Origin of the sequence: Pseudomonas sp. IT-P4, assembly GCF_949767755.1 — a bacterium.
GTDB lineage: Bacteria > Pseudomonadota > Gammaproteobacteria > Pseudomonadales > Pseudomonadaceae > Aquipseudomonas > Aquipseudomonas monachiensis.
This window is the reverse complement of the sequence record NZ_CATKPX010000100.1, coordinates 174,620-198,622: the sequence shown is the minus strand read 5'-3', so window position 1 is coordinate 198,622 and position 24,003 is coordinate 174,620. Positions and strand designations below refer to the sequence as shown.

23 protein-coding genes are annotated in these 24,003 nt (G+C 57.2%); 7 read left to right on the top strand and 16 right to left on the bottom strand.

From position 1 onward, the window contains the following. Positions 1 to 29: 29 nt before the first annotated feature. Positions 30 to 1,064, bottom strand: a complete 1,035-nt coding sequence (locus ACM6IT_RS27855) for a histone deacetylase family protein (RefSeq protein WP_414914482.1) — start codon at positions 1,062 to 1,064, stop codon at positions 30 to 32. A gap of 119 nt (positions 1,065 to 1,183) precedes the next feature. Here ACM6IT_RS27855 and ACM6IT_RS27850 point away from each other — a divergent pair, with 119 nt between their 5' ends. Both ACM6IT_RS27850 and ACM6IT_RS27845 read left to right on the top strand, forming a co-directional pair. Further along, positions 1,184 to 1,684 (top strand): Lrp/AsnC family transcriptional regulator, encoded by a 501-nt coding sequence (locus ACM6IT_RS27850; protein WP_056724899.1) that lies wholly within the window; start codon positions 1,184 to 1,186, stop codon positions 1,682 to 1,684. A gap of 186 nt (positions 1,685 to 1,870) precedes the next feature. Beyond that, positions 1,871 to 2,512 carry a LysE family translocator gene (locus ACM6IT_RS27845; protein ID WP_056724897.1) on the top strand — a complete coding sequence of 214 codons (642 nt, stop codon included), beginning with the start codon at positions 1,871 to 1,873 and terminating at the stop codon, positions 2,510 to 2,512. A gap of 49 nt (positions 2,513 to 2,561) precedes the next feature. Here the strand turns inward: ACM6IT_RS27845 and ACM6IT_RS27840 are convergent, their stop codons facing one another. The 6 genes from ACM6IT_RS27840 to ACM6IT_RS27815 all read right to left on the bottom strand — a co-directional run bounded on the left by ACM6IT_RS27840 (position 2,562) and on the right by ACM6IT_RS27815 (position 9,399). Then, positions 2,562 to 3,554 (bottom strand): LacI family DNA-binding transcriptional regulator, encoded by a 993-nt coding sequence (locus tag ACM6IT_RS27840; protein ID WP_414919102.1) that lies wholly within the window; start codon positions 3,552 to 3,554, stop codon positions 2,562 to 2,564. 75 nt (positions 3,555 to 3,629) lie between these two features. Beyond that, entirely contained in the window at positions 3,630 to 5,132 is a 1,503-nt protein-coding gene (locus tag ACM6IT_RS27835; RefSeq protein WP_414919101.1) for a glycoside hydrolase family 32 protein, read from the bottom strand. After that, a complete protein-coding gene (locus tag ACM6IT_RS27830; RefSeq protein ID WP_414919100.1) occupies positions 5,129 to 6,274 on the bottom strand; it encodes an ABC transporter ATP-binding protein in 1,146 nt (381 codons plus the stop codon). The genes ACM6IT_RS27835 and ACM6IT_RS27830 overlap by 4 nt, the downstream gene beginning before the upstream one ends. A 27-nt stretch (positions 6,275 to 6,301) precedes the next feature. Continuing rightward, positions 6,302 to 7,144, bottom strand: a complete 843-nt coding sequence (locus tag ACM6IT_RS27825) for a carbohydrate ABC transporter permease (RefSeq protein ID WP_056724890.1) — start codon at positions 7,142 to 7,144, stop codon at positions 6,302 to 6,304. Beyond that, positions 7,141 to 8,103, bottom strand: a complete 963-nt coding sequence (locus tag ACM6IT_RS27820; protein WP_414919099.1) for a carbohydrate ABC transporter permease — start codon at positions 8,101 to 8,103, stop codon at positions 7,141 to 7,143. Before ACM6IT_RS27820 ends, ACM6IT_RS27825 begins: the two co-directional genes overlap by 4 nt. A 21-nt stretch (positions 8,104 to 8,124) precedes the next feature. Continuing rightward, positions 8,125 to 9,399: an ABC transporter substrate-binding protein gene (locus ACM6IT_RS27815; protein WP_414919098.1), complete on the bottom strand. Its 1,275-nt coding sequence runs from the start codon at positions 9,397 to 9,399 to the stop codon at positions 8,125 to 8,127. 167 nt (positions 9,400 to 9,566) lie between these two features. On the opposite strand from ACM6IT_RS27815, the gene ACM6IT_RS27810 reads away from it, so the two are divergent. The 4 genes from ACM6IT_RS27810 (at position 9,567) to ACM6IT_RS27795 (ending at position 13,540) form a co-directional block, all read left to right on the top strand. Continuing rightward, a complete protein-coding gene (locus ACM6IT_RS27810; protein ID WP_414919097.1) occupies positions 9,567 to 11,132 on the top strand; it encodes a carbohydrate porin in 1,566 nt (521 codons plus the stop codon). Between the two features lie 160 nt (positions 11,133 to 11,292). Further along, entirely contained in the window at positions 11,293 to 12,225 is a 933-nt protein-coding gene (locus ACM6IT_RS27805; RefSeq protein WP_056724880.1) for a carbohydrate kinase family protein, read from the top strand. Between the two features lie 156 nt (positions 12,226 to 12,381). Beyond that, positions 12,382 to 13,155: a ParA family protein gene (locus tag ACM6IT_RS27800; protein ID WP_056724878.1), complete on the top strand. Its 774-nt coding sequence runs from the start codon at positions 12,382 to 12,384 to the stop codon at positions 13,153 to 13,155. Between the two features lie 169 nt (positions 13,156 to 13,324). After that, positions 13,325 to 13,540, top strand: a complete 216-nt coding sequence (locus ACM6IT_RS27795; RefSeq protein ID WP_056724876.1) for a hypothetical protein — start codon at positions 13,325 to 13,327, stop codon at positions 13,538 to 13,540. A 1-nt stretch (position 13,541) separates the two neighbouring features. On the opposite strand, the gene ACM6IT_RS27790 is transcribed toward ACM6IT_RS27795, so the two are convergent. After that, positions 13,542 to 14,150 (bottom strand): trimeric intracellular cation channel family protein, encoded by a 609-nt coding sequence (locus ACM6IT_RS27790; RefSeq protein ID WP_414919096.1) that lies wholly within the window; start codon positions 14,148 to 14,150, stop codon positions 13,542 to 13,544. A 283-nt stretch (positions 14,151 to 14,433) separates the two neighbouring features. Between ACM6IT_RS27790 and ACM6IT_RS27785 the strand changes: the two genes are divergently transcribed. Then, positions 14,434 to 15,738, top strand: a complete 1,305-nt coding sequence (locus tag ACM6IT_RS27785; protein ID WP_414919095.1) for an MFS transporter — start codon at positions 14,434 to 14,436, stop codon at positions 15,736 to 15,738. Between the two features lie 43 nt (positions 15,739 to 15,781). Here the strand turns inward: ACM6IT_RS27785 and ACM6IT_RS27780 are convergent, their stop codons facing one another. The 8 genes from ACM6IT_RS27780 to ACM6IT_RS27745 all read right to left on the bottom strand — a co-directional run bounded on the left by ACM6IT_RS27780 (position 15,782) and on the right by ACM6IT_RS27745 (position 23,954). Further along, positions 15,782 to 16,759, bottom strand: coding sequence for a 2-hydroxyacid dehydrogenase (locus tag ACM6IT_RS27780; protein ID WP_414919094.1), 978 nt, complete (start codon positions 16,757 to 16,759; stop codon positions 15,782 to 15,784). A gap of 21 nt (positions 16,760 to 16,780) precedes the next feature. Beyond that, the gene (locus ACM6IT_RS27775) at positions 16,781 to 18,073 is read right to left on the bottom strand and encodes an MFS transporter (protein ID WP_056724869.1); all 1,293 of its coding nucleotides are present in this window, start codon (positions 18,071 to 18,073) and stop codon (positions 16,781 to 16,783) included. A 103-nt stretch (positions 18,074 to 18,176) separates the two neighbouring features. After that, a complete protein-coding gene (locus ACM6IT_RS27770) occupies positions 18,177 to 19,163 on the bottom strand; it encodes a sugar kinase (RefSeq protein ID WP_414919093.1) in 987 nt (328 codons plus the stop codon). Next, on the bottom strand, positions 19,156 to 19,938 hold the full coding sequence (locus tag ACM6IT_RS27765) for a sugar phosphate isomerase/epimerase family protein (RefSeq protein WP_056724865.1): 783 nt from the start codon (positions 19,936 to 19,938) through the stop codon (positions 19,156 to 19,158). Before ACM6IT_RS27765 ends, ACM6IT_RS27770 begins: the two co-directional genes overlap by 8 nt. A gap of 88 nt (positions 19,939 to 20,026) precedes the next feature. Further along, complete coding sequence (locus tag ACM6IT_RS27760; protein ID WP_414919092.1) at positions 20,027 to 21,052, bottom strand: LacI family DNA-binding transcriptional regulator; 1,026 nt, start codon at positions 21,050 to 21,052, stop codon at positions 20,027 to 20,029. Positions 21,053 to 21,578: 526 nt separating this feature from the next. Beyond that, positions 21,579 to 21,707, bottom strand: coding sequence for a hypothetical protein (locus tag ACM6IT_RS27755; RefSeq protein ID WP_263291639.1), 129 nt, complete (start codon positions 21,705 to 21,707; stop codon positions 21,579 to 21,581). Between the two features lie 329 nt (positions 21,708 to 22,036). Further along, a complete protein-coding gene (locus ACM6IT_RS27750) occupies positions 22,037 to 22,963 on the bottom strand; it encodes a 2-hydroxyacid dehydrogenase (protein WP_414919091.1) in 927 nt (308 codons plus the stop codon). 10 nt (positions 22,964 to 22,973) lie between these two features. Continuing rightward, on the bottom strand, positions 22,974 to 23,954 hold the full coding sequence (locus ACM6IT_RS27745; protein ID WP_414919090.1) for an isopenicillin N synthase family dioxygenase: 981 nt from the start codon (positions 23,952 to 23,954) through the stop codon (positions 22,974 to 22,976). Between the last annotated feature and the right edge of the window lie 49 nt (positions 23,955 to 24,003).

Sequence of the window (24,003 nt, the reverse complement as noted above, 5' to 3'; positions counted from 1 at the left end):
AGTTGAAGCGTTGCGATTCAGGGGATGACTCAGGGGCGTTTGCTCTCGTAGCCATGCAGCACGTTGACCGCATTGATCCCGATCTCATCGACCATGTAGCCACCTTCCATGACGAACAGGGTGGGGCAGCCGACGCTCGCGATCAGCTCTCCGATACCGATGAAGTCTTCGCTTTCCAGCAGGAAGTGGCTGATGGGGTCGTCCTTGAACGTGTCGACGCCCAGTGAAATCACCAGCACTTCAGGGGCGAACTGCTGGAGTTTCTTACAGGCGTGGAGCAAGGCGTTGCGATAACTTTCCCAGGTGGTGTTCTTCGGCAGCGGATAGTTCAGGTTGTAACCTTCGCCCTCGCCTGTGCCGGCTTCGTGGCTGAAGCCTGAGTAGTACGGGTAGGACACCGCCGGTTCGCCGTGCAGCGAGACAAACATGACGTCACTACGCTCGTAGAAAATGTTCTGGGTGCCATTTCCGTGATGAAAGTCGACGTCCAGTACCGCGACACGATTGGCACCTTGGGTAATGGCCTGTTGTGCAGCAATGGCGGCGTTGTTGAGATAGCAATAGCCGCCCATGTATTCACGCGCTGCGTGATGGCCGGGTGGTCGGCACAGGGCAAAAGCACTGTCATGGCCTTCATCGATCAGTGCCAGGCCGGTGAGCGCGATGTCTGCACTGGTTTTCACCGCTTGCCAAGTGGTGGCGGTAATCGGGGAGCCGGCGTCCATGGCGTAGAAACCGAGCTTGCCGTCGATGAACGTCGGGACTTGCTCGTTGGACAGGTCACGCACTGGCCATACCAGCGGTAGGGCGTCGTGCGTACGTCCGGTGGCGCACCATTCAGTCCAGGCGCCTTCTAGAAAGCTGACGTAGCGCTCGCTGTGCGCATTGACATAACACGACCGGTCAAATGCTCGCGGTTCGACGATCTGGCCAAGGCCTACCTGCTTGACACGCCTATGGACGGTATCGGCCCGACTGGGCTGTTCGAACGATGGCTTGAGCACGCCGTCTTTCAATTCGGTGCCGTGGTGCAAGCGGTGGGAATCACTGAAAACTGTAAACATTCTGCGCATCCGTTAATGTGAGCCAGTGCAAGTATTCTGTTCCGGCCGGGATGCGCTTTCTTTGCTTTGTTTTCATGGTTTGCTAGATTGTTCGGGCGTTTTTACTCTGGAATGGCGTAATGCAGAAAAAATTATCCAAACGCATCAGTCTCGACGATACCGACTTGGCAATCCTCGCATTGCTGCAAGAAGATGCGAGTATTTCCAACGCTGAGCTCAGTGAGCGCTTGTCGTTAAGCCTCACACCTTGCTGGCGGCGGCGTAAGAGAATGGAGGAGGCGGGTGTGATCAAGGGCTATCAGGCGAACCTTGATCGACGAATGCTGGGGCTGGATATCATGGCGTTCGTGCACATCCGTTTTTCCACCCACGCCGATCACGCTCCGGACGCCTTCGAGGCGGTGATTGCGCAATTGCCCGAAGTATTGTCCTGTCACAAGATCACCGGCGATGCCGATTACGTGCTGCAAGTGTTGGCAGAGGATCTTGATAGCTACAGTGACTTTATCGAGCAGGTGCTCAGGCGTCAGGTGGGTATTGCGTCCATCCAGTCCAGTCTGGCTTTACGCGAGGTCAAGACCAGTAGCCGTATAGCGATACCCAAATCGAGCAAGGAGTGAATGGGCAGGGGGTAGATCACCTTTTGAAACCCTGCCTTTGACGTAGCCCCGTTGTAGTCAACCGACACACTGGAGCCTGCTTTAATGCCACGGTCTCCATAAATCGACTCCATGACCAACGCATGGTAGTCCGCGCCAGATCATCTTCTGTAATATGCAACGCACATCCCACTATGAGCGTTGAAAATGGAATTTCACTCGATTCTTGCCTTTACCCTGGTCGCTGCAATTGCCATTGCGAGTCCAGGACCTGCGACCCTGATGGCGATCAACAACAGCTTGGCCCACGGACAGCGCAGCGCCGTGTGGTCGTCCCTTGGTAATGCCAGTGGCCTGTTCTGCCTGTCGGCCGCTGCCATGTTGGGGCTGGGGGCGTTGCTTGCCAGTTCCGAATGGCTGTTCAATGTGGTGAAGATCATCGGTGCCGGCTACCTGTTCTACCTGGGGCTAAGGCAGTTGTTCAAGAAGAGCCCGATGCTCGCGGAAGGTATGCAGGATGGCTCGAAGAAGAGCAGGCCCACTCGCTTAAAACTGTACAAGTCGGCTTTCCTGACGGCAGTGACCAACCCTAAGGCGACGATGTTCTTCACTGCGCTGTTCCCGCAATTCATCGATCAGAGTGCGACGTTGCTGCCGCAGTTCCTGATCCTCACCTCGATCTTCATGGCGTTGTCGGTTACGTCGCTGAGCCTGTATGCCGCGCTTGCCTCCCGGGCCAAGGGCGTGCTGACGCGGCCTGATTTGTCCCGGTGGGTTAGCCGGGTGGTAGGGTCGACGTTCATCTGCTTCGGAGCCGCCATCCTGACCATGCGTCGACAGGCTGCATAAGAGAAGGGCGGCCAGTCGCTCGTTCGGGCATCACCGAATTAACTGAATCTCATAGCGATGCCCTAACCACCAATGGACAATCAACGGGCTGGGCTCCCGATACGTCGAGGGTCTCGATCAGGTGCTGGGCAGCCTTGCGACCGATCTCGTAGTACGGTAGTTGCACCGTGGTCAGCGGCGGGATGAACAGCTCAGCAATACCGATCATGTTGTCGTAGCCGAGCACGGCGACATCGTCGGGAATTTTCAGGCCACGGCCCAACAACAGCTGATAGGCACAAAAGGCAATGCGGTCGTTGCCACAGATCAGAACATCGAACTGGGGACGACCTTCGATGATGTGCCGGTCGAGGATGGCTGCGGTTTCACCATAGGCATCATGATCGGAAAGGTTGTATTGCAACAGTGCGTCAGGCGCCAGGCCGAATGCCTGACAGGCACGCTGCAGGCCTTTTTGTCGCAGGCCCCAGGCCAGGCTCTGTTTGGGCAGATTGATACACAGAGGGCGTCGATAGCCTTGGCTCAACGCGTGATGTACGGCGCGATACTGCCCCGATTCGTCGTCCGGCACATAACTGACCAGGTGACTGTCATCGGCCAGGCAATTGGCGAGGACCAGGGGTTTGCTCTTCAAGCGCTCGGGAATGCTCACCTGGCGAAACCCCATGGCGCTGAAGATCAACCCGTCGGGACGGTGCGACAACATCAGGTCGATGTTCTGGTCGGTGGGCGGATTGCTCAACAGGTTGAGGATGAAGACATTCCAGCCGGCTTGCTGTGCGGTCTGTTCGATGGACAGCAACAGTTCGACCGCGAACGGTGTGGTCGCGGTGTCTAGCGCGAACACTCCGATGGTTCGCGACTGGAGGTTGTCGCCGCGCATCTTGCGCGCCGACAGGCTCGGTACGAATTGCAGTTCATCAATGGCGCGACGCACCCGCTGAAGGGTTTCGGGACTCAGTTTTTCCGGATTATTGAGCGCTCGAGAAACCGTCATCAGGGACACGCCGGCCAGCTGTGCAACATCTTTCACTGAAGTCATGCGAGATGAGACCGGTCAGGTTGACGCAGAATCATGACACAGGGCCCGGGCTTCTCGCGACTCGAATGACGCTGCTCATAGCCATCCAGAGCCGAGAGGCCATGCCCTGGGAATCGAGACACGCCCGCCACTTCCGCTGGTAAACAGCTTCACGCCCAGACTGTCGGGCCGCGGATAGAAGCGACTGCTGAGGCTGAAGCGCCCGTTCGCGTCGAACACCTCGATGGACGAGCGATCGAGAAACACACGCAGTTCCAGTCGCTCTTGTGTCGGGTCTATCGCCACGCTGCGCTGACCGGTGACTTGTGCACCCGAGCGGTTGCGGTCAAGCACCAGACGCTGCAGTGATGCATCGTAATAGAGCAGGGTTTCTTCCTGGCCATCATCGCTGCAACGCAAGGCGATTCCCAGGTGGCCGTCGGTGCAGTCGAGCAAATCCAGCTGCACATGGATTTCGAGCCTGTCGCCATTCACTTCCCGCACCCATCGGGCTCCCGACCCATCCCACCAGGACGTACCCGGTATTGGCTCCTTGCGTAAGGCGGCGAGCTCCCGAGCTGGATACACGCAAAGACGATCTGCATGCAGTTCAAGTTCGCGCGGTAACCCGAGCATGCCGCACCAGTGATGGGCCTGGCTCGGCATTGGGCTTTCCCACATGTCGAGCCACGCCCATACAAGACGCCGACCATCGGCGGCCTGTAGCGTTTGCGCGGCATAGAAATCGTGGCCGTTATCCAACTCGATAAAAGGCCCGCCGGTGAAGTGCCATTTGCTGTCGAGTCGGCCCACTCGATAACCGGTCTGGTACTTGTTGAGCCGTTCGTAACGCTCGGGTTGCATGCCCTGAGGGGAGTAGAGCAGCACATCGCGTCCATTCAGTCGGAACAGATCCGGGCACTCCCACATATAGCCATCGCCCTCACTGCCGCTGGACACATAATCGAGGAACTCCCAGGCATGCAGATCCGTGGAACGGTATAGCGGCAGTAGCGGTTTATCAGCCAGACGTGCGCCGGCAATCAGGTACCAATAGTCATCCTCCTGCCATACCTTGGGGTCACGAAAGTGCATGATCGTGTCTTGCGGCGCGTTCTCGATGACGGCGCCATGCTTGACGAACCGGATGCCGTCGGTGCTGGTGGCCAGGCACTGCACTTGGCGGATCGAGCGTTCGTCACCCACTTCTCCCAGCCAGGTGTGCCCGGTATAGATCAGTACCAGGGTATCGCCACACACCACCGCGCTACCGGAAAAACAACCGTCACGGTCGAAGTCGTCGCCGGGCGCCAGCGCAATGGGCAAATGTTGCCAATGGACCAGATCGGAACTTTTGGCATGCCCCCAATACATCGGGCCCCATTTCGCTTCGAAAGGGTGGTGTTGATAGAACACATGGTATTCGCCACGAAAGTACACCACCCCGTTGGGGTCGTTCATCCAGCCCACGGGGGGGGAAAGATGATAATCGGGTCGATAATCGTGGATGACACGAGACAGGCCATCACTGAGCGCATGCTGCGCAATCTCAAGGGCAGTGGACATTGGAACACTCATGGAATTCAAAGACACAGTCATAGGGCGCCTGCTCGTGCCGAGCGTAGAGGGACGCCATCCGGCAGGGTTTCAATGGCGTGTGGGTGGCGCTTGAAGGCCGTGCCGTCGGCGTCGAACAGGTGCAGGTTGTCGACGTCCAGTTGCAGCTCGACCCGATCGCCCGCCTGCCATCCGGCGTTGACCTCACAACGACAGATCAGTGGCTCGTCCTGACCTGTATCCAGGTGCACATAGGTTTCACTGCCCAGGTATTCGACCCCGGTCACGACGAGGCCGGCGGTTCCCTGCGCCGCCTTGAGCGACATGTGTTCCGGGCGAATCCCCAGGCTCAGTGGGGCGTCCGCCGCCAGGTTCGAGCTGTCGAAGGGCAGGGAGGTCATACCCAGGACGGGAGTTTCGACCAGGCTGGTTTCACCCGGGGCATGCAGGCGTGCCGCCAGAAAGTTCATTCTGGGCGAACCGAGAAAACCGGCGACAAAGCGGCTCGCCGGACGCTCATAGAGTTCGCGCGGTGAGCCGACCTGTTCTACGCGACCGCCATTGAGCACGACAATTTTGTCGGCCAGGGTCATCGCTTCCACTTGATCGTGAGTGACGTAGATCATGGTCGAGCCCAGTCGGGCATGCAGCCGGGCGATTTCGTTGCGCATCTGCACCCGCAAGGATGCATCCAGATTGGAGAGCGGCTCATCAAACAACAAAATGTCCGGCTCACGCGCCATGGCTCTGCCCATTGCCACACGCTGACGCTGCCCTCCAGACAGTTCCTTTGGCTTGCGTTGCAGCAGTTTGTCCAGCTGCAGGATTTGCGCAGTTTTCAGTACGCGCTCGCGCAAGCTGCGCTTTTCAGTCTTGGCCAGTTTGAGACCAAAGCTGATGTTGTCGTAGACGCTCATGTGTGGGTACAGCGCATAAGACTGAAACACCATGCCGACGCCACGCTCGCGCGGCTCCAGGTCGTTGACCCGTCGCCCGTCGATCAGCAGGTCGCCGCCGCAGATCGAATCCAGCCCGGCGATCAGTCGCAGCAGGGTCGATTTCCCGCAGCCCGAAGGGCCGACGAACACCACGAATTCACCCGCAGCGATCTCCAGGCTGACGTCGCGAAGAATCCGCGCGCCGCCCAATTGTTTGTTCACGTTGTCCAGTTTCAATTTGATCACGATGCTGTTCCTTGTCTTTGTTGGGCATCAACCCTTTAACGCGCCGGCAGTGAGACCGGAAACGATTCGGCGCTGGAAGATCAGCACCAGAATCACCAGTGGGACAGTGACCAGCACCGATGCAGCCATCAATAATCCCCAAGGCAACTCATGGGGGCTGCCGCCGGAAATCAGGGCAATGGCCACCGGCACTGTGCGTTGCGTGTCGGTGAGGGTGAAGGTCAGGGCAAACAGGAACTCGTTCCATGCGGCGATGAAGGCCAACAAACCGGTGGTAACCAGCGCAGGCCAGAGCAGCGGCAACAGCACCCGGGTCAGCGTGACCCATGGGGACGCGCCATCCATGATGGCCGCTTCTTCCAGTTCATGAGGCAGTTGCCCCATGAATGTGGTCAGCACCCAGACGGTGAAGGGCAGGGTGAAAATCGTGTAGCTCAGGATCAACGCCCAGGACGTGTTGTACAGGCCCAGGGCGCGGATCACTTCGAACAGACCCGACAGCACAGCGACCTGGGGAAACATCGACACACCAAGAACCAGCATCAACACCGTGCCACGCCCTCGGAACTTCACCCGGCCCAAGGCATAGGCGGCGGTCAGGCTGAGGAACAGCGCCAGTGTCACCACACATAGCGCCACCACCAGCGAATTACCGATAGCCCGCAGGAATGAGGCTTGATGGAGTACCGCCGCGTAGTTGGAGAAGTCGGGGTTGTCGATCCAGTAGCTCACCTCGAACAAGGCGCTGGACGGCTTCAGTGAAGTCACGATGGCGTAGTAGAAAGGGAAAACCGCATACAGCAGCAATACTCCGATCAGGCACCAGAACCCGAGGCGCAACAGTGCTTTTTTCAGTAGGCGCAGGTTCATGACCGGACCTCCAGTTGACGGCGTCCGAGGTAGAGATAAAGCATGGCGATGACCGCAACCACCAGAAACAGCAGCGTCGAGGCCGCGCTGCCGTAACCGACGTCCTGGAACTCCACCAGGTGCTGGCGGGCATACACCGACATGCTCATGGTGCTCGACGAGTTCGAGGTCAGCACATAGATCACATCGAATACCCGCAGCGAGTCGAGGATGCGGAAGATTGCCGCCACCAGCAGTGCGGGCATCAGCAGGGGAAGGGTGACACGCCAGAACACTTTCAGCGGATGAATGCCATCGACCCTCGCGGCTTCGTAGCAATCGCTCGGCAACATCTGCAAGGCCGCCAGCATCAGCAGCGTGACAAACGGCACGGTCTTCCAGACGTCGACGAGGATCACCGCCCACATCGACAGGTCCGCATCGGCCGTCCAGGCCAGGGGCGCGTCAATCAGGCCGAGGCTCAGCATCAGGTGATTGATGATGCCGAACTGGTCGTTAAGCATCCATGACCAGATCTTCGCCGAGACAATGGTAGGAATCGCCCAGGGAATCAGAATCAACGCCCGCACCAGGGAACGGCCGGTGAACTTGATGTTCAGCAGCAACGCCACCAGCAGCCCCAGGACGACTTCCAGTCCCACCGATACCACAGTGAAATGCAAGGTGTTGCGCACCGCGTTCCACCACTGAGGATCGACCAGGATGCCCGACCAGGTGGAACCGTTGTGGAACAGATAATTGCTCAGGCCGACGAAGGATCCGCCAGCGGTGTCCGACAGACTGGCGTCGGTCAGGCTGAACCAGAATGTACGCAGTAGCGGCCAGGCTGCCACCAGCGTCAGACACAACAGCATCGGTGTCAGAAACAGCCAGGCGGCGCGTACCCGGCGTCGTTGTACGGGCGTTTCCCTGGTGAGCAGAAGCTCGTCACAGGGGACATGGGTCGTAGAGACAGACATGGCGATTTTCTTCCTTGTGGCTTACCAGTTCCGGCGTTTGATGCGCGTGAGTTCGCTTTCCAGCTCGGCCAGCGCCTGATCCACAGGCAACTCGCCCGCCAGCACGCCATGCACTCGATCGAAAAACGCATTGGAGACTCGTGGATAGCGATCGGCAGTGATGGAGGCGGGGCGCATGACCCCATCGTTGAGAATGCTGTGCAGCTGGGCGTAATAAGGCATGGCCGCGAGCAATTCGGGGTCCTGATACAGCGACTCGATAACCGGGTTATAGGCGCCGATCAGGGCACGGCGTTTTTGCTCTTGGGCACGGGTCAGGTAGCTCACCAGCTCGGCGGCAAGTTTTGGATGGGCGCTGTAGCGCGATACCGCCAGGCCCCAGCCACCGAGGGTGGAGGCATGGCTGCCGGTCTCGCCGCCGCGGGGCAGGGGAGCGACCCCGACTTTGTCTTTTACCGCACTGTCCTGGCTTTGCACTAACGCCCAGACATAAGGCCAGTTACGCATGAACAGCGCATTGCCCGACTGGAATACGCCACGACCTTCTTCCTCGGTGTAGTTGAGTACGCCACGCGGGGAGATGTCTCCCACCCAGCTTTTCGCCAGGGTCAAAGCAGCTCTTGAAGCCTGACTGTTGACCACGATGTCGCCTTGCGGATTGACCAGCCCGCCTTGCGGTTGGCTGCTGATCCACTCCAGGGCATTACACGTCAGGCCTTCGTAGGCGCGCCCCTGAAAGATGTAACCCCACGCATTGGGGTTCCCGGCATTGCGCTCAGCCTGTTGAATATTCCTGGCGGTAGCAGTCATCTCCTCCCAGGTCTGGGGAGCCTGCTGGTTGTACTTCTCGAGCAAGTCCTTGCGGTAATACAGCAGGCCCGAGTCGGTGAACCACGGCATCGTCACCAACCGTCCGTTCACCGTGGCGTTATCCACCTGTGCCTGGAAGTAGCCTTGGGTCGCGTTGGCAGGTAGCACCTCGCGCAGATCCATCAAGTGTTTGGCCAGCATCCCTGGCCACACCATATCGATTTGAATGATGTCGATGTCGCTGGATTGCGCACTGAGGATCTGTTGATAGAACGACAACCTCTCGGTCGCCGAGTTAGGGGTGGAAACCACCTCGACGTTGTTGCCGGTCTGTTTCGACCACGCCTCGACAGCCTCCTTGCAGAGCTGCAACTCCGCACCCACCGCACCACACGAGATCGTTAAGTCGGCTGCGCTCGAGAGGCATGGAAATCCGGCACAGAGGGTGAGTAGTGCGGCTGGAAGGAGAGATTTTAGCTGTTTCATAAAGCCCTCTTTATTTTTGTTTTTAGAAAAGTTAACGTTAACATCGCCAAATGTAGCAGCGTATTTGCGATGAGGCATCCTTTTTTTCGTCAATTTTGACAATTCCCAATTGACGAAAGAAGGCCGTTCGCGGGAACAGAAAAATAAAAACAAAACAGGAAATTCACATGCAGAAAGCATCAAGCTGGCTACTCGCAGGCGTGCTCGGCACCTCGGCGGTAACCTCTCAGGCCGCGACTCTGGAAGAACGCATGGCCGCGTTTGAAGCCCGTACCAGCGCAGCGGAGAAGCGTGCGGCCGCAGCCGAACAGCAAACCCAGGCACTTGCCAGGGAATTGCAGCAGATCAAACTCGCCACTGCTCCCTTGCAGCCTGCCGCGTCTACTGCGGCAGTAATTTCGGCGCCCGCTTTGGATACCCGCCTGGCAAAACTCGAGGCCCGCCAGCAAAGCCTGGAGAAAGAGGGCAGTACCGGACACCTCACTGATGGGTTCAGCTTCAACGGCTACGCCCGCTCCGGATTGCTGATCAACGATCGGCTGGGGGGTGGTCGTGGCGGCCCTTATGAAACTCCTGCCGGTTCAGTCGGTGGTGCAGTCGGGCGACTCGGTAACGAAGACGACACCTACATGCGTATAGACCTGTCGAAAGAGATCTATGCGCAAAACGGCACCCGTTCCAAATTCACGGTCTCCATCGCCGACGGTGTGGAAAGTTCCAATGACTGGACGGCCGACGAAAGCAAACTGAACGTGCGCCAGGTATTCACAGCGCTTGACCATCTCGCGGCATTCAAGGGCAATTCAGTGTTCGAGAACGCCACCCTGTGGGCAGGCAAGCGATTCGATAGAGATAATTTCGATATCCACTGGCTGGACTCGGACGTTGTTTATCTGGCCGGCACCGGGGGTGGAATCTACGATATGCAGATGAACAAGAATTGGCGTTCGAACTACTCTTTGATCGGGCGCAACTACGGGGATTTCAGTCAAGGCGATCTTAGTGCCGATGTGGAAAGCTACATCCTGACCTCCAACCAGTTCTTCGAGGATGGTCAGTGGCAGTGGATGTTCAATGCCATCGGCGCAAAGAAAAACGATTTCGCTACCCGAACCAATGCAGCGGGTTTGACGCCTGCGGATTCCGGCTTGCACAGCATGCTGGCCAATCACCAGAAAAACTTTTTCGGCAGGGAAGGCTTCTTCAAAACGGCGCTGCTCTATGGGCAAGGTCTGGGAGCTGAGGTCAAGAACGTCGGCTCGGATGGTGAACTGATCGACGATGCCCGCGCTCTGCGTCTGGCACTTTACGGTGAGACACCCCTTGCGCCTGACTGGCGTATCGGCCCCAGCTTGCTGGCCGAACAGAGCAAGGATAGATACGTCAAGGGTGACGACTACCGCTGGCTGACCCTGAACGTGCGTTTGGCCAATAAAATCAACAGCAATTTCGAGATGGCCTACGAAATAAGCTGGCAAACCATGAACCTTGATCCGAAGGACTATCTACAACGTAATGCGGTCGACGGTAACTTTTGGAAATTCACTGTCGCCCCGACATTTAAACCCGAGGTTGGAGATCTTCTTACACGTCCCGAATTGCGAGTGTTCGCAAGCTTCATGAACTGGTCTTCGGATCTGGACAGATTCAGTACCACAGACTCCTTTGGCATGACGGACTTCAAAGCCGGAGGTGTATGGCAATACGGCATACAAATGGAAACCTGGTTTTAATATTCAAGCGCGTTCGGCCAACATCTGCTTTGAGGTTGGCCATGAGAACTTCTCTAACTTCAACAAACCCTGCCTTTCATCAAAACGCATTGAGTCAGTGATTACCGGTCGAATCTGATCAGCCAGCAGTTCCCTACGACAAAAAATTGAGGAAATGACGATGGTATTGCCTCGCGCAGTAGTGTTTGGCGAAGCCCTGACCGATCTTGTCCAAGGCACTCCTGGACAGTGGAAGGGCTACCCGGGTGGTGCTCCCTGGAACGTTGCACGAGCGCTAAGTCGCTTGGGTGTCAGCAGCGCTTTTGCTGGGGCGGTGAGCATGGATTCACTGGGTGACGAGATAGTTTCACAGTCGGAAGCGGCAGCATTGGATATGAGGTTTATCCAACGGGTAGACCGAGATCCTTTGGTCGCCATCGTTCCATCGAGCCGTCCTCCAAGGTATTTTTTTGCTGGAGATGCCGATCTGTTTTTTGATCCGGATCTGATGCCCGATGGATGGATCAACCATGCAGAGCTGTGTCATTTCAGCTGCATCAGTTTGGCTCGACAGCCACTCGCAGACAGGCTGGTTAAAATTGCTCAGCAGGCCAAAGAAGCCGGTAAACGGATTAGCTATGATCCGAACTGGCGCAATTTAATGGATAGCCATTATCGGGAGCAGACCTTCCCTACGATGACCACCCTTGCTGACATGATCAAGCTTTCCGACGAAGACCTTCGGCAAGTTTATCCAGGGCTGACAGAACACCAGGCAATGGATGAACTTCGCGCTCTTAATCCTCAGGCGCAGATCCTTTTTACCCGAGGGGAACACGGGATGGTTCTCCACACCCCGGACAGCCAACTCGATCAGCCGGCTATCGCCGTGAAGGTAGAGGACACGGTTGGAGCAGGAGACGCGTGTATGGCTGGTTGGCTGGCTGCGGAGTTGTTGGGGATCGCGGACTTGAGAGAGCGCCTGCAATTTTCAGCGGCTTGCGCATCCATATCTTGCCGCCATGCCGGAGCCCATGCTCCAGCGCTAGCTGACGTGGAAGGTTTGCTGCAGCGGCTAACATTGGCAAACCCAGGGGATTGTTCATCCGTGTAAATCTATCGCTACCACCTTGTGTTGGCAGTCAAATGCTCTAGTGCGCAGCTTTGGTCAATCGCTGTCGCAAAACTGTAATGTTGCCGTCATAGAGTTGACATGACTTCTTACACACTTCAGTCGGCCTTTGGCCTTTTTCATGGATGAGCAAGCCCTATGCGTCGTGTCATATTCAATCAGAAAGGGGGCGTTGGGAAATCCAGCATTGCCTGCAACCTTGCCGCCGTGAGTGCTGCCGAAGGTTACCGAACGCTGCTGGTAGATCTCGACCCCCAGGCAAACTCGACTCACTACCTCACGGGCTTGACCGACGAGCACATTCCCGCAGGCATAGCGGACTTCTTCAAACAAACACTGTCCAGTGGCTTTGAAGGCAGAAGGAATCGAGTGGCCATCACCGAGACCCTTTACGACAACCTTCACCTGGTGACTGCTAGCTCTGAACTGTCAGACCTCCAGTCAAAACTCGAGAGCAGGTTCAAGATCAACAAGCTGCGCAAGTTGCTGGTAGAGCTGTCCGAGGACTATGAGCGCATCTATATCGATACGCCTCCGTCGCTGAATTTCTACACATTCAGCGCGCTGGTGGCTGCAGATCGATTGCTGATTCCATTCGATTGCGACAGCTTTTCTCGCCAGGCGATGTACCGTGTTATCGCACAGGTAGAAGAACTACGTCTTGATCACAATGAATCACTGAAAGTGGAAGGGGTGGTGGTCAACCAGTTCGCCGGGTATACCGGCCTACACCAATCTCTCGTGAATGAGTTGCTGGCCGAAGGCTTGCCAGTGCTACCGGTCTATCTGAGCAGCTCCGTCAAGATGCGCGAATCTCACGAAATGTCAGTTCCCATCGTCCATTTGGCCCCGCGACATAAGCTTTCGCTGGAGTTTGTTGGCTTGCTGGACGCCCTGGAACGGGCCGCTTAGCTTCATCGCGGATGGGCTGTTACAAGTGTAATCGCCCCCTCAGGGGTGTCACTCCAGCTAGTGTCAAACCAGCCAGAGCCGGTGATTCAAAACCAGTTCGTACAGCTGAAACACTAACGAAACATTCCGGCCATATGATTCGCACCACTGAAACCAGGGAGGGTTGGAGATGAATCGGCCATCAAGAAGCATGCGCAAACTGCTCGATTCCGTTGCCACCAACAATGAGGCAGCGGCGCTTGATGTGATGCGTGCTGCAGAGCAGCTCCAGGATGAGGTGTTGCGCCAACGATTACTGAACTTGATTCATCGGCTCAACCAAGACGCCAATGACTTGCGAATGGCGCGGGACGATATCCAAGGCGGGGCCATCAAGCTCGCGTGACTTACCTCTGCCTGGTGGAGAAAATCGCTGGCATTTGGAGCCCTTTATAAATGGCGAGAAACCTGAATCCAGAGGTAAGTATCAAAGCGATCCAACCAGCGATCCGGATTGACGGAAATGTATCGCGCAGCAAGACATACAAGGTGCACCCCAGCAGGATTGGTGTAGCGTAGATCTCTCGTGACATCAACAACGAGGCCCTGCCGGCTAGCACATCACGCGCTATGCCACCTCCAATACTGGTCAGCACGCCCATCATCACTGCCAAAGGTGCACCAAGCTGTAATGCCATCACTTTCTCAGTAGCGACTAATCCGAACAGTGCGGCCGCAAAACCATCGAGATACAGCAATAGCTGATAGCGTTTGTGCAATCTATTGGTGAGAAAAAATGCCAGTAGTGAGGTAACCAATGCGACCCAGATGTAGTTGAAGTCTGCAATCCAGAAAATCGGTTGATCCAGCAGTAGGTCTCGAATGGTGCCACCACCAATAGCAGTGATGATGCCCAGCACTACGGCCCCGAACAGATCGACACCTACCTTTTGGATAGCTAACAATCCGGTAATGGCAAACACGGCGGTGCCCAACATTTGCTGAAAATAAAGCATCCGTTACTCCGTTCTCAGGTTGTCCAATAAGTGAACGATGGCGATGTGGGGAATGCAGGCGCGCGCCATCTGCAAGGCATCGTCGTTGGCCTGGCAATGCGGGTTGTAAATGTAGGTGGTGCTTCACCCACCGGAAGTCTAGTGGGTTCGTGCCCTTCCCACATAGGAGACTGCATTGAGGTGGAGGAGAGGGGAGTGCTCGCGAGTGGGGTGTTCAGGATCGCGGGTAACGAGACGACAGGCTTTTTTCAGACCTGTTGAGTGACTGTGCGGAGTTGATGATATGAAATTGTTCAGGCCGTTGCTTCAGCGGCCCGTAGCCTTGCTGTGGGGAGGGTTGGCGCTTTCTTCGATCGGTGACGAACTCTTCGCGATTGCCATCGCCTGGATGGCGGTGCAGATCGCCGGAACCGATGCAAGCTGGCTCAGTGCTTTACGCGGTGCTGCCGCGTTGGCAGGTGCTTTGCTGGGCGGAATATGGGCTGAGCGCTGGGACCACCGTCGCACGATGATCGGCGCCGACCTGGCGCGGGCCGGGCTTGCCTTGATTCCGGTGCTTGCTTGGGGATTCGGCATCATGAGTCTGTGGATGCTGGCGGTGCCGCTCATGCTCATGATGATCGTCAACTCGTTGTTCGAGCCGGCGCTGCGCGCCAGTCTTCCGCGGATTGCCGCGGCGCCGGACCAGCTGCAATCGGTCAATGCGCTGTTCGATGCGCTCATCCGGGTCGCCCGGGTGATCGGGCCAATGCTGGCAGCGGCGATTACGCTGCTGATCCCGATCGAGCATCTATTTACCCTGAATAGCATCACCTTCCTGATCTCCGCGTGGGCGGTCATGAAGTTGGGCAAGGCGTTGCCGCGCCAACCTGTCAAGGCAACAAGCCGGCGTGCCGGATTTACCGCCGGTTGGAGAAGTCTTGCGGGACGCAGCCAGATGCAGGCGGTGTATGTGTGTGCGGGACTGGGCAATGTTGCCTGGAGTGTGGGGATATCGATCGGCATGGCGCTGGCAGTCGTCAAATACGATATCCAGGGATTCGGGGTACAGGGGTTTGCTGCCTACGGCCTGATCATGGGGGCTTACGGGGCAGGGAACCTGATCTCCATTTTTGTTGTGGGCAATCTGCAGATCCGTCGCTTGTATCACGGGTTTACCTTCGGTTCCGTGGTTAACGGCCTGGGCATCGCGATCATCGGTGCGGCGGTGCTGTACCTGCCACCGGAACACGTCCTCACGGGGATGATGGTCGGCGCAAGTCTTGCGGCACTCGGCGGGCCACTGATCGACATCTCCTTCATTCTGCTGATTCAAACCCGGTTCAGACAAAGCGAAATCGCCGGGCTGGCACGGCTGCGTTTTGCGGCGCTGGGCGCGTCGATTCTGATTGCCGGTGCCTGCGGTGCTGCGCTGTATGCCCGCTTTGAAACCGGCCTGGTTATTGTCGGTGCCGGGATTTTCGAAGTGATCGTGGGGGCAATTGTGCTGCTAGCCCCCAAGGATAAAGTCCACGGCAAGATCCGTTTCAATTCAGGATTGTCGAAGTTCAGCGAGATATACGTGGCGTCGGCAGCGACCAATCGCTGAGCCGCTGCCTCAATCTTGTCGGGAGCAGTGGCTTGATGAACGGCTAACGCTTCCATGCCCCGGTGTTCACCAGATTCGCCGGCCGCTCACCCGCCAGCGCCGCCAGCAGATTATCCAGCGCGCACCTGGCCATCGCCTCCCGTGTTTCATGTGTCGCCGAGCCGATGTGCGGTGTCGCCACCACATTACTCAACTGCAACAGCGGCGAATCCGGATTCAGCGGCTCACGCTCGAACACATCCAGCCCGGCCGCGCGAATGTGTCCTCGGCGCAATGCGTCGATTAACGCGGTTTCGTCCACCACCTTGCCCCGGGAAATGTTGATGAAGATGCTTTCCGGGCGCATCAAAGCAAACTCATCGGCGCCGATCAGCCCCTCGGTTTGCGCAGTCAGCGGCAAGGTCAGACAAATGAAATCCGCCTGCTGCAACAGGTCGTTCAAGCTGCGGTATTGCGCATCGAAGCGCTGCTCGACCGCCGGTTTGGGCGAGTGGCTATGGTAGATCACTGGCATGCCGAAGCCGAAATGCCCGCGCTGGGCCAGTGCCTCGCCAATGCGGCCCATGCCGATGATGCCCAGGGTTTTACCGTGCACGTCGATGCCGAAATGTGCGGGGCCGATATTGCGCTGCCAACCGCCTGTGCGTACCAGGTTCGCCAGTTCCACCACCCGCCGGGCCGTTGCCAGGATCAGCGCGAAACCGGTGTCGGCGGTGGTTTCGGTCAGCACATCCGGCGTATTGGTCAGCAGGATGCGCCGCTCGGTCAGGTAATCGATGTCATAGTTGTCGACCCCCACCGACACGCTGGCGACGGCTTCAAGGTTCGGTGCCAGGTCGAGCAGTCCGGCATCCAGCTTCAGGCTTGCACCGAGCAAGCCATGGGCACGGGGCAGGGCATCACGCAGTCTCGCCAGGCCCTCGGCGTCGAGGCTGTCGATCACTGTTACCTCGGTCTGCTCTTGCAAGCGAGCCATTAGCGGCGACGAGAGTTTCTTGTATAGAACGACCTGCTTTTTCATGGTGGTTATCTCAACATCGATTCAAGAGTGTGCAGTGGCGGTGCGCGCTACTGTGGGCCGCTCGCGGTCACTGGCGCCGGGTTTGAGGAACATCGTCAGCACCACCGAAAGCATCAGCGCACCGCTCATCAACAAGTACGACGCGCCGGGCGAACCGGTGGAGCTGTTCAGGTAACCGACCAGATAAGAACCGCCGAACGAACCCAGCGCGCCCATGCTGTTGATCAACGCCATGGCACCACCCGCCACGTTGGCCGGGAGGATTTCCGGAATGATTGCGAAGAACGGCCCGTAAGGCGCGTACATGCAGGCCCCGGCAATTACCAGCAAGGTGTAGGACCACCAGAAATGTTCAGCGCCCAATGCGTACGAGCCGTAGAAGGCAATCGAAGCAATCAGCAGCGGCGGCCAGACGAAACGTTTACGTTTTTGCAGCTTGTCCGAACCCCAGGACACCAGCAGCATGCCAATCACGGCCGCCAGATAAGGCAGCGCCGACAGCCAGCCGGCCTGGACCATGTCCATCTGCGCGCCGGCCTTGAGGATCGACGGCAGCCACAACACGAAACCGTACACGCCAATGCTCCAGCAGAAAAACTGCAGGGCCAGGATGATCACTTTGGGTGAGCGGAACGCTTCGGCGTAGTTCTTCACGGCCTTGATGCCGACCTGTTCGGCGGCCAGTGCGCTTTCCAGGTCCTGTTTTTCCTGATCGTTGAGCCACTTGGCTTGTGATGGACGATCATCGGCCAGACGCCACCAGATGAATGCCCACAACACCGCTGGCAAACCTTCGACGATGAACATCCAGCGCCAGCTGTAATGCTGCACCAGATAGCCCGAGACCACCGACATCCACAGCATGGTCACCGGGTTGCCGAGGATCAGAAAGGTGTTGGCCCGCGAGCGTTCGGCGCGGGTGAACCAGTGGCACAGGTAGATCAGCATTGCCGGCATCACTGCCGCTTCGACCACGCCAAGCATGAAGCGAATGACGATCAGCCAGTAGGCATTGGAGACAATCCCGGTCAACGTCGCCAGGCTGCCCCAGAGGATCAGGCTGACGAAAATCAGCTTCTTCACACTGTGTTTCTGCGCGTAGATCGCGCCGGGTACCTGGAAGAAAAAGTAGCCGAGGAAGAACAGCGCGCCGAGCATCGACGACAGCCCTGGTGTGATCATCAGGTCCGCCGCCATGCCGGACGCGGCGGCGAATCCATAGTTGGCGCGATCCAGATACGCCAGGCTATAGGTGATGAACACGATGGGCATGATGTACCACCAGCGGCGGGTGGCGAGCGTTGCGGTTTTCATGGTGGTGCTCCTGAGCTTGTTGTTTTTGTCGCAGCAGGTAACGGTTTAAATCTTCGGTGCCTTTACTGGCCTCATCGCGAGCAAGCTCGCTCCCACAAGGGATCTAGGTTCGACACATATCCCCTGTGGGAGCGAGCTTGCTCGCGATGGCGGCCTCAAATTCGCTGGCCATTTCGGCGCGGGTCGGCAACCCCTCCATATCCCCCCGACTCTGCACCGCACGGCTGCCAATCCAGTTGGCGCGTTTCACGGCCTCGACAACGCTTTGGTTTTCCAACAGCGCGCTGATCATGCCGACGGCAAAACCATCGCCGGCACCCACCGTATCGACCACTGTGTGCACCGGTACGCCCGCCACGAAACCTTGATCAAGATGTGTGCGGTAGTAAGCCCCGTGTGGGCCAAGCTTGATCGCCACGGCTTCGGCGCCCTGGTCGAGGTAGAAGGCGGCGATGTCGGCCGGGTCTTCGAAACCGCTCAGCAAGCGACCTTCGCTCAACCCCGGCAGGACCCAATGGGCGAGGGCGGCGAGGCGGTTGATCTCGGTGATCATTTGTCGTTCGCTGGCCCACAGGCTCGGGCGCAGGTTCGGGTCGAAGGACACACTGCGCCCGGCCTCGCGCATGCGGGTCATCAACTCGAACGACATCTGCCGCGCTGACTCCGACAGCGCCGGGGGAATGCCGGTGGCGTGCAGGTGTCGGGCCTTGAGCAATTCGGGCACGATCGAGTGCGGCGACAGGTGACTGGCCGCCGAACCACGGCGGAAGTACTCGACCACCGGATCGCTGCCGTCGTCGGTGCGGGACTTGAGTTGAAAACCGGTCGGGTGGGCGGTGTCGATGTCGACGTGGCGGCAATCCAGGCCTTGTTTTTCCAGGGTATCGACCACAAACCGGCCCAACGAATCGGCACCGACACGGCTCAGCCATGCCACGTTGAAGCCCAGTCGGGAAAGGCCAATGGCGACGTTGCTGTCAGCCCCGGCAATGCGTTTGTGGAAAGCGCCGACGCTGGCCAGATCGCCAGCCTGTTCGGCGACGAACATCGCCATGGTCTCGCCGAAGGACAGAATATCGATCTCAGACATGAGCACTCTCCAGCTGCGATTGGCCGAGGTGGGCGAGGGCAGCGACGTGCTCGGTGGTCAGTTGCACCAGGTCATCGCCTTGCAGCGGATATTCCGCGGCCCGCATAACGCCTTGGGCCATGTGCCGCAGCAGGTGTTCCCACTGTTGAAAATCGCTGGCAGCGGGTGGGATGGCCACCAGCTTGCCGTCGGCGCGGCGGGTCACCGCTTTGCAGTGCACGTAACCGACGTGACGCCCGAGCAAGCGCGCGGCGCTGGCGGCAGACTGGTCCTGCCAGTGCCAATTGCCGATATCGAAGGTCATCTTTATCGGCAAGTTGTGCTGCTCGACGTCCGCGAAAAAACGCTGGAAGGGTTCAATGCGGCCGCCGTGCAGGGTCTGGTCGTTTTCCACCAGCAACTGCACGGCGCTTTCGCCCAGCACACGGGCGAGGGTTTGCAGATCGCTGTTGTCGGTGAAATAGCCCAGCGACACCTTCAGCCATTTGGCGCCGAATGCCTGGGCGCGTTGCAGGGCCGTGATCAGTTCGGCGTTGGGTTTGGATTGCCCGGCCAGCCATAGCTCCATGGGCGACGAATACACGCTCTGCAGGCCTTCTGCTTGTGTGGCATCGGCCAGTTGAGCGGGGTCTTCGATGGTCAGTAACTCTTCGCGCCACTCAATGCGCGTGGCGCCGGCGGCGGCGAGAATCTCGATGAAGCTGCCCTGGCCGCGTTGACGCACAAGGTCGGCGCCGTAGCTGGAAAGGCTGATGGAAACGGCTGGTCTATTCATTGTTTTTCTACCTCTGAAACCGGTTTCATTTTTGTTCAAAAAAATTTTCAGTGCTACTTGGGGCCTCTTCGCGAGCAGGCCTTAACATTCAACGCAAATTCCCACGGGTCGACCCCCGCACAATCAGCCGCGCCGAAAAATCCAGCGTCCGCACCGCCCCGTCATCCCCGCGCAGCCGCTTGAGCAGGCACTCAAAAGCACTGGCGCCCATCTCGGTGGTCGGCTGTGCGAGGGCGGTAATGCCGCTGCCCACCAGCGGGTACCAATCCAGGTCATCGAGGGCAATCAAGCCCACGTCATCGAACAGGTTGCACTTGAGTTCACGCAACGCATGAGTGCTGGCGAGCGCGGCAATCCCGTTCGCGCAAAACAGCGCCTTCGGGCCGGGGCCAGGCGTGTCGAGGAAGGATTTCAATTGTGCGGTCAGTTCGCTGCCTGTTTCGATGTGCGTGCCGCGAAGCGCCGGGCGTTGCTCGATTTGTGCCTTGAAGCTGCTGACCCGCTCAATTCGCGAACTGGTGCCATCAAGCGGCTCAGTCACCAGCAATACATCGCAATAACCGCGTTCTTCAAGGTGGTTAAGGGCCATGTCGATGGCCTGCGGGTTGTTCAGCCCGACCATATCGCTTCCAAGGTTCTCCACCTTGCGATCCACCAGTACCAGGGGCATTTCCCGGTGCAGTTCGTGCAATTCGTCACGATGATGACCGAGGGTGTTCACGATCAGGCCTTCGATGTTGTACGAGCGCAGCAGGGCCAGGTGCTGGCGTTCTTGCTCGTCGTCGCGGTCGGTGTTGCACACCACCAGGCTATAGCCGTGCTGACGGCAGGCGGTTTCCACCCCGTGCATCACGGCAATTGAATAAGGGTTGCGGATATCGGCCACCAGCATGCCGATCAGGCGGGTGCGCCCGCGTTTCAGGCCACGGGCCATCTGGTTCGGGCGATAGCCGAGTTCGGCAATTGCCTGTTCGATGCGCTGGGCAATGGCATCGGAAAGCAGGGCGCGATCATCGCCAATGAACCGCGAAACGCTGGCCTTGGAGACCTTGGCGTGTTCGGCCACGTCGAGCATGGTCACGCGGCTGCGCTGGGCGGCGGAGAAATCGTTCACGGTCTGAAACCTTCTTATTGGATTTATAAGGTCGGGTGCTTCGTGAGATAGCACTGAAACCGGTTTCAGGAAACACCAAAAGCCAATTCGCCGTCAAGCCCCGGATGGTTGATTGTCGAACAATGAGCGACAAATGATATGCCATTTAACATAATATACATTATGCGTAACGCAGTGCGCGGAGTTGGGAGCGCATGGTGGTCAGATTTGAAGCCAGGCACAGGCCTCGATCACTCTGCTGCAGTTCGTGCCTGCACCTCAATCAGGTAATCCAGGACCGAACGGATCGTGAGAACCTTGCACCTTGAATAGCCAACCATATTGGCCAGAGTCCACCGCAGCTCCTCATCAGTACCGGATCGGAAAATTTCCAGCTGCCCAACTCATACGGATACCGGCGGTTGGTGAACACGTCGCGGTATCTCTCGAAGGAATCTTCCTGGCTGTCCAGGGCCAAGCCGCTACGAATCGGTTCGGGCATCGCATGGAACAACGTCAATAGATCGTGCTTATGCCGCGGCCAACGCTAGACGTCGAGTTTGTAGATCTCGCCGGATGTGCCTTGATGCTGGTCAGGCACGGAAATAAAGCTCTTGAGCAGGGTTTCCATGTCAATCGCCGCATCGACCTGGGCAACGTGCGGTAGGTTCTGCACATCCAGAATCTCAGCGGCTTTCAGGTAATTGTGAGCGCATTAAAGCATCCAGCTTGGAAAATGAGCCATTGCATACGCCTTTTAATGGCCACCGCAGATGGCTGTAGCCCTTTATTTACGGGGCTTGTTACCGAATACACGTATGTTTGAAGATACAGCACATATTTGGAAGATAGCGAATAAGGATGAGCTGCCTCTGGATCATCTGGTCAACTCCCCTCCTTCATTAATAACCAGAAATTATAACTAAACTAAATGGTTGTTTAGTTTAGCTAAGTTATAGGTCAGTATCGATGGTATTCGACTGGAGCTTCCACCCCGCTCCCTCACTAATAGCCTTTAGACCGATCAACCACATTCAACAGGGGCATTCCCTCACGCTCTCTTCGGAGATTCTCAACTATCACTGCCACACCCCCCTCAATCTGCACATCGCTTGCAACATGAGGGGTCAGGAGCACTCGAGGGTGTTTCCAAAGTGGGTTGTCTTGAGAAGGAGGTTCTTGTACCAGGACATCCAGTATGGCTCCTCCCATACGGCCTTCATTCAACGCTGAAAGCAAAGCCGTTTCTATAACATGGGCGCCACGCCCCACGTTAATCAGTCCAGCTCCATGAGGCAGGCAATCGAGCCTCGCAGCATTGAGTATCCCGTCTGTTTCGGGGGTCAGTGGCAACATGTTCACAAGGATATCGCACTGCCCTAAAAACGCCTCGAGTTCGTCCGGGCCGACGTAACAGTGGCCACCTGGCACCTCCTTCAAAGAGCGATTCCAGCCACTGAGCTGAAAACCTAATGGCTGAAGGCGATCAAGCGCGGCGCGTCCGAGATTGCCAACCCCCATGACACCAACACGCCGCTGTGAAGCATGCACGATTGGTCGAGGTTGCCAGCGACCACTGCGCTGGTCCTCTTGGTAAGCGAGGATTTCTCGATGCAAGGCAAGAACACCAAACAGAACATATTCGGCCATGATGTCAGCCATCGAGCTATCTACCAGCCGTATTAGCGACACGTTAGCAGGCAAACGAGCCAGATCGAACTGATCAACTCCAGCCCCTGCAGCGTAGAGAAGCCGAAGATTACCAAACTGTTCCACCAGGTTGGTTAGAGGCTCCCAAGCCAGGATGTAGTGCACCCCTGCCGGGTTACCGATATCAGGCCATTGGCGGAACTCTAGTTGTGGGGCGAGCGTTGCCAGGCAATCTCGCCATTTCTGCGCATCGGCGGGGTCGGCCATATACAGGATGCACATAGAAAACTCCCTATTCGACTTTCAGGTGCGCATAGCTATCAACGAAACGCTTAAATTTGTGTTTACCACAAGTGTACGCTTCGTACTTCGCGGGTAGCGCTTCACTCACACAGGTTGGCACGGGCTCAACAATTGCATCAAAATCCAAATCAATAAAGAACGGAATTGAATAGCGCTCTAGACCGCTAGTATTTATGACGCGATGCATTGTCGAGGTGTAGCGATCGTTGGTGAGGGTTTGAACCAGATCACCAATGTTGACGATAAAAGTGCCTTCAACGGGTGGGGCAGTAACCCACTCCCCTGCACGGTTCTTGACTTGTAAACCGCCAACTGTGTCTTGAGACAGGACTGTCAGGAAGCCGTAATCCGTGTGAGCACCAATACCGATCTCTTCCAGGGAGACCTTTCCTACCTGAGGCGGATAACGCAAAACGCGCTGAATAGTGATGGGCTTGCGTTGGCGTTGTTCAAAATAATTTTGCGGCAAATCCAGACTCAGCGCGATGCCGCCGATGAGCGTTCTCGCAAGCGCCAATACAGCTGAATGATAAGCCTCGGCAACCGTGTCGAATTGCGGCAGCCCGGCCGGCATTTGATTAGGGCCAAAAAACGGAGAAACTTCATCGTAATGGGCGCCGTAATCAAAGCACTCTTTGAAATCGCGCGTATTGGCAGGATCTACGTTTTCCGCATACATCGGGATGTAACCACGTAGCGTAAGCCCAGAGTTCACGATATTAAGTGAGTTCTTCTCGTCGGCTGGAAGCTTGAAAAAAAGTTTGGTGAGCCTGTACATCTCGTCTATCAGTTGCTGCGAAACACCATGGTTTTTTATATAAAAAAACCCCACCTTTTCGCACGCTTCACCTATCTGGCTTGCCACCCGCAGCGGATTTTCTCCGTTTATGAGTGGCGAAATATCTATGACCGGGATTTCAGTGAAGGCAGTTTGTTTGCTGGCCAAACGAATATCAAATAACTCAGTCACGCTTCTCTCCTTTCTAAATGGATGACAGACGCGGACGAGCGACATTCGT

Bases quoted from the DNA above. Each gene is read 5' to 3' on its own strand.
- ACM6IT_RS27840 (WP_414919102.1), bottom strand. From the start codon at position 3,554: ATGACTTCAGTGAAAGATGTTGCACAGCTGGCCGGCGTGTCCCTGATG.
- ACM6IT_RS27750 (WP_414919091.1), bottom strand. From the start codon at position 22,963: ATGTGCATCCTGTATATGGCCGACCCCGCCGATGCGCAGAAATGGCGA.
- ACM6IT_RS27800 (WP_056724878.1), top strand. From the start codon at position 12,382: ATGCGTCGTGTCATATTCAATCAGAAAGGGGGCGTTGGGAAATCCAGC.
- ACM6IT_RS27795 (WP_056724876.1), top strand. From the start codon at position 13,325: ATGAATCGGCCATCAAGAAGCATGCGCAAACTGCTCGATTCCGTTGCC.
- ACM6IT_RS27820 (WP_414919099.1), bottom strand. From the start codon at position 8,103: ATGTCTGTCTCTACGACCCATGTCCCCTGTGACGAGCTTCTGCTCACC.
- ACM6IT_RS27835 (WP_414919101.1), bottom strand. From the start codon at position 5,132: ATGACTGTGTCTTTGAATTCCATGAGTGTTCCAATGTCCACTGCCCTT.
- ACM6IT_RS27825 (WP_056724890.1), bottom strand. From the start codon at position 7,144: ATGAACCTGCGCCTACTGAAAAAAGCACTGTTGCGCCTCGGGTTCTGG.
- ACM6IT_RS27815 (WP_414919098.1), bottom strand. From the start codon at position 9,399: ATGAAACAGCTAAAATCTCTCCTTCCAGCCGCACTACTCACCCTCTGT.
- ACM6IT_RS27790 (WP_414919096.1), bottom strand. From the start codon at position 14,150: ATGCTTTATTTTCAGCAAATGTTGGGCACCGCCGTGTTTGCCATTACC.
- ACM6IT_RS27845 (WP_056724897.1), top strand. From the start codon at position 1,871: ATGGAATTTCACTCGATTCTTGCCTTTACCCTGGTCGCTGCAATTGCC.
- ACM6IT_RS27850 (WP_056724899.1), top strand. From the start codon at position 1,184: ATGCAGAAAAAATTATCCAAACGCATCAGTCTCGACGATACCGACTTG.
- ACM6IT_RS27775 (WP_056724869.1), bottom strand. From the start codon at position 18,073: ATGAAAACCGCAACGCTCGCCACCCGCCGCTGGTGGTACATCATGCCC.
- ACM6IT_RS27785 (WP_414919095.1), top strand. From the start codon at position 14,434: ATGAAATTGTTCAGGCCGTTGCTTCAGCGGCCCGTAGCCTTGCTGTGG.
- ACM6IT_RS27805 (WP_056724880.1), top strand. From the start codon at position 11,293: ATGGTATTGCCTCGCGCAGTAGTGTTTGGCGAAGCCCTGACCGATCTT.
- ACM6IT_RS27810 (WP_414919097.1), top strand. From the start codon at position 9,567: ATGCAGAAAGCATCAAGCTGGCTACTCGCAGGCGTGCTCGGCACCTCG.
- ACM6IT_RS27765 (WP_056724865.1), bottom strand. From the start codon at position 19,938: ATGAATAGACCAGCCGTTTCCATCAGCCTTTCCAGCTACGGCGCCGAC.
- ACM6IT_RS27770 (WP_414919093.1), bottom strand. From the start codon at position 19,163: ATGTCTGAGATCGATATTCTGTCCTTCGGCGAGACCATGGCGATGTTC.
- ACM6IT_RS27855 (WP_414914482.1), bottom strand. From the start codon at position 1,064: ATGTTTACAGTTTTCAGTGATTCCCACCGCTTGCACCACGGCACCGAA.
- ACM6IT_RS27780 (WP_414919094.1), bottom strand. From the start codon at position 16,759: ATGAAAAAGCAGGTCGTTCTATACAAGAAACTCTCGTCGCCGCTAATG.